We start from the raw sequence: 3,533 nt of genomic DNA on the forward strand, positions 1-3,533 counted from the left end.
CCTTGTCCCCTTGTCCCCCCATCCGGTTAATTTTATTTGATGACCATGAATTAGCCCTGGGGGGTAGGAAGGTAGGGAGGTGGGGGGAGTTGTTGATGTAGATTTGGGATTCCCCCCATCTCCCCATCTCCCCATCAACCGCCAGCTACAGCAGGAACAATGCTTACTTCGTCGCCATCGTTTAAGGGTGTGGCTTTTCCATCCAAAAATCTGATGTCTTCGCTGTTGACATAGAGGTTCAAAAAGCGGCGGACTTCTCCTTTTTCATCACATATACGTGATTTAATGCCTGGGCAACTTTGTTCTAAGGATTCAATTAATTCTGCGATGCTGTTAGCGCTGCATTCTAAAGTTGCTTGCTCGTTGGTAAACTTTTGCAGGGGTGTGGGAACTAAAACTGTAACGGACATAGTTAATTCAGTAATTGGTTATTGGTGATTATTAATGGGTAATTGGTGTTTTTTTTCACCGATTACCCATTATCTATTAGCACGATCGCAAAACGCAAAAAGCTAATACTTATACAAGTACTTGTTGCCAGTCGAGGCGTTCTAAGGTGCGAGAACGTTCCAAAGCACGCTCGAAACTGTCTAATTTTGGTTCAATTGTTAAAGGTTCGCCGATGTAACCTTGGACGGCTTCCTGAGTTTTCAAACCGTTTCCGGTAATGTAAACTACTGTGGTTTCTTCGGGGTCAATTTTACCAGCTTCGACTAATTTTTTCAGGACGGCAATTGTGGTTCCGCCAGCAGTTTCGGTGAAAATACCTTCGGTTTCTGCCAGTAGCTTCATGCCTTCAACGATTTCGGCATCGTTGACTGATTCAATGTTACCGCCTGTTTTCCGAGCGACTTCTAAAGCGTAGATGCCGTCTGCTGGGTTGCCAATTGCGATCGATTTTGCAATTGTACTCGGTTTTACTGGTTGTACAAAGTCCCGATTTTCCCGGAAAGCTTGAGCAATGGGGGAACAACCGTCAGCTTGTGCGCCGCTGAATCTCACGCTCTTATCTGCCACTAAGCCGACATTAATAAATTCTTGGAAACCTTTGTAAATCTTGGTGAACAAAGAACCAGAAGCCAAAGGTGCAACTATATGATCTGGTAATTCCCAGCCGAGTTGTTCTGCTACTTCGTAACCCAAAGTCTTGGAACCTTCGGAGTAGTAGGGACGCAAATTAATATTGACAAATCCCCAACCTTGTGTATTCGCAACTTCGCAGCAGAGACGGTTTACTTGGTCGTAATTTCCTTGCACTGCCATTACGGTAGGGCCATAAATCAGCGTACCCAGGACTTTTCCGGCTTCCAAGTCGGCGGGGATGAATACGCAGCAGTCGAGTCCGGCGTGGGCTGCGATCGCAGCTGTAGAATTAGCCAAGTTACCAGTGCTAGCACAAGAAACTGTAGTAAAACCCAACTCACGAGCGCGAGTCAAAGCCACCGATACCACCCTATCTTTGAAGCTCAGGGTAGGCATATTGACAGCATCGTTTTTAATGTAGAGCTTTTTCAGACCCAAGCGACGAGCCAACCGATTAGCGCGAACCAGAGGAGTCATACCAGTTCCCACATCGATCGGGTTTTCAGTTTCCACAGGCAAAAACGCCCGATAACGCCAAATCGAAAGTGGGCCAGCCTGAATACTTTCACGAGTCACAGAGCGACGAAGAGCATCGTAATCATAAGCCACTTCCAACGGGCCAAAACAGAATTCGCAGACGTGAATCGCTTTGGCTTCGTATTCAGCACCGCATTCTTTACACTGCAAACCTTTAACGTGAGTTGTCTTTCCTTGGTTTTGAGTTGTAATTGCTTGGGTCATGGTCTTGCTCTCTCTCGCTCTGAAAATCTGTCGAACTGTCTACTTTTTGGAATGCTATCACGCCCGCAAAACAACGTCAAACATATCCGACTTTTTTTGTCGGGTTTGATTTGGGTAGTTTTCCGCTCGCTGACTTCTTGAAGAAGTCAGGGATATTCAGGAGAAATTAACAAATTAGCCCAAATATGGATTAAGCGATAGAATTGTGCGATCGCAAACGGTTTCAATATTATCTATATGGATGAGCAACTGATAGCGGCGATCGAAGCTAAAAACTTGCAGCGAGTTGAAGAACTGCTGGCTGCTGGAGCTAATCCTAATGCCAAAAAAGGCGATCGGACTGCTTACCAGCTTGTCCCTCACGGTGCTGATGAGTCTACGAACCCGACTCTTACTATGGAGAGGGGCCAGAAAAGCTCTGCATTTTGCCCACTACTGACAAGTATGATGCGATCGCGTTGCACCAAACTAACGGGTGTAATTATGGCATTGGGCCAGGTTATGTCGTCCAATGGTTGAAAGATCTCGATCGGGAACAACCGTTTGTATTGACCTGTATTGCCCGTGACACTTTAGCGGGAAGGTTCCTTACTACTATTAAAAATCCAGAAGAATTAGCAGAACGTATGTATGTTTTTTGCTCGGATATTGTCGATCAAGGTTGCGGTTCAGTCGAAATATTAGCAGAAGAATTGGCTTCCACTCATAAGCTATTCTTCTGGTGGGATTAGAGCGATTTCCTTTCACTTAATTAGTTGTTCCTACTATCTGCTCCCCTGCTCCCCTGCTCCCTCAACCGCCACTTACAGGGGGAATGAACACTACTTCATCGCCGTCTTGCAAAACTGTGTCCGGTTCTACAAACTGAAGATTGACACCAAAACGAGTAATTTCTCGCCATTGGCTCAGTTCTGGATGTTCAGCAATGATGTTTTCTAATACTTTGCCCACTGAAGTTTCTGCGGGAAATTCCCGCACTAATTCTGGTACACCGTAAACTTCTTGATAAACAGCAAACAATTTAATTGTGATATTAATTTTATGTTGCGTCATATTACAGTTAGGGACTTCCATTAATTAAATTATCCAATCTTGTAGGACAGGCATCTTGCCTGCCATTATTCTTGACAGGCAAGATGCCTGTCCTACAACTGGTAAAAGCAGGAAAATAAATATTTTATTATATTATATAATTAAAATAACGAAACTAACTATAATTGTTATTTATGTAGTAAATAATTATAGTAGTTTAGGAGGAAACTTATATGGGAAAACCAGAATTTGAAAGGCTTCCAGTTTATCAAGTATCGGAAAAATTGGCAAATGAAATTTGGCGATTAGTGCAAGATTGGGATGAATTTAATAAGGATTCTCTAGGTAAGCAAATCATCATTTCGGCTGATTGTATTGGAGCTAATATTGCTGCGGGAACTGTGCAAGAGCAGCAATATAATCAAAATTTAGTACGGCAAGCAAGGGGTTGTTTGTATGAAACAATTCATGCTTTGAGATTGGCTTGGAATCGGAAATTAATTACAGAAAATCAAGCTAAAAAAATTAAGCCGATTATTGATGAATTGTCTTCTAAACTCAATGCTTACTTGAAATCTTTGGGTAGTTAGTAGGGACTGAGGAAAGTTTTGAGTTTTGAGTTTTGAGTTAATGAATTTCCCTTTGTCCCCTTGTCTCCTTGTCTCCTTGTCCCCTTG

General features: G+C 43.2%; 6 protein-coding genes. 2 read left to right on the forward strand and 4 right to left on the reverse strand.

Annotation, left to right across the window (positions count from 1 at the left end):
- Positions 1-134 precede the first annotated feature (134 nt).
- From IQ264_RS31835 to IQ264_RS31845, 3 genes are all read right to left on the reverse strand, one after another.
- The gene (locus IQ264_RS31835; protein ID WP_193986648.1) at positions 135-410 is read right to left on the reverse strand and encodes a MoaD/ThiS family protein; all 276 of its coding nucleotides are present in this window, start codon (positions 408-410) and stop codon (positions 135-137) included.
- Between the two features lie 109 nt (positions 411-519).
- Positions 520-1,824: a threonine synthase gene (gene thrC / locus IQ264_RS31840; protein ID WP_193986650.1), complete on the reverse strand. Its 1,305-nt coding sequence runs from the start codon at positions 1,822-1,824 to the stop codon at positions 520-522.
- 174 nt (positions 1,825-1,998) lie between these two features.
- Positions 1,999-2,187: a hypothetical protein gene (locus IQ264_RS31845; RefSeq protein WP_193986652.1), complete on the reverse strand. Its 189-nt coding sequence runs from the start codon at positions 2,185-2,187 to the stop codon at positions 1,999-2,001.
- A gap of 62 nt (positions 2,188-2,249) precedes the next feature.
- Here IQ264_RS31845 and IQ264_RS31850 point away from each other — a divergent pair, with 62 nt between their 5' ends.
- Positions 2,250-2,555: a DUF4253 domain-containing protein gene (locus IQ264_RS31850; RefSeq protein WP_193986655.1), complete on the forward strand. Its 306-nt coding sequence runs from the start codon at positions 2,250-2,252 to the stop codon at positions 2,553-2,555.
- Between the two features lie 61 nt (positions 2,556-2,616).
- Here IQ264_RS31850 and IQ264_RS31855 read toward each other — a convergent pair whose 3' ends face one another.
- A complete protein-coding gene (locus tag IQ264_RS31855) occupies positions 2,617-2,877 on the reverse strand; it encodes a MoaD/ThiS family protein (RefSeq protein WP_193986657.1) in 261 nt (86 codons plus the stop codon).
- 212 nt (positions 2,878-3,089) lie between these two features.
- On the opposite strand from IQ264_RS31855, the gene IQ264_RS31860 reads away from it, so the two are divergent.
- Positions 3,090-3,446, forward strand: a complete 357-nt coding sequence (locus IQ264_RS31860; RefSeq protein ID WP_193986659.1) for a four helix bundle protein — start codon at positions 3,090-3,092, stop codon at positions 3,444-3,446.
- Positions 3,447-3,533 lie beyond the last annotated feature (87 nt).

The sequence above is a fragment of the [Phormidium] sp. LEGE 05292 genome (assembly GCF_015207735.1).
Classification (GTDB): domain Bacteria; phylum Cyanobacteriota; class Cyanobacteriia; order Cyanobacteriales; family Aerosakkonemataceae; genus Floridanema.

What these genes read in the sequence shown, in the direction of transcription:
- IQ264_RS31835 (WP_193986648.1), bottom strand. Translation starts at nt 410, where the DNA reads ATGTCCGTTACAGTTTTAGTTCCCACACCCCTGCAAAAGTTTACCAAC.
- IQ264_RS31860 (WP_193986659.1), top strand. Translation starts at nt 3,090, where the DNA reads ATGGGAAAACCAGAATTTGAAAGGCTTCCAGTTTATCAAGTATCGGAA.
- thrC (WP_193986650.1), bottom strand. Translation starts at nt 1,824, where the DNA reads ATGACCCAAGCAATTACAACTCAAAACCAAGGAAAGACAACTCACGTT.
- IQ264_RS31855 (WP_193986657.1), bottom strand. Translation starts at nt 2,877, where the DNA reads ATGACGCAACATAAAATTAATATCACAATTAAATTGTTTGCTGTTTAT.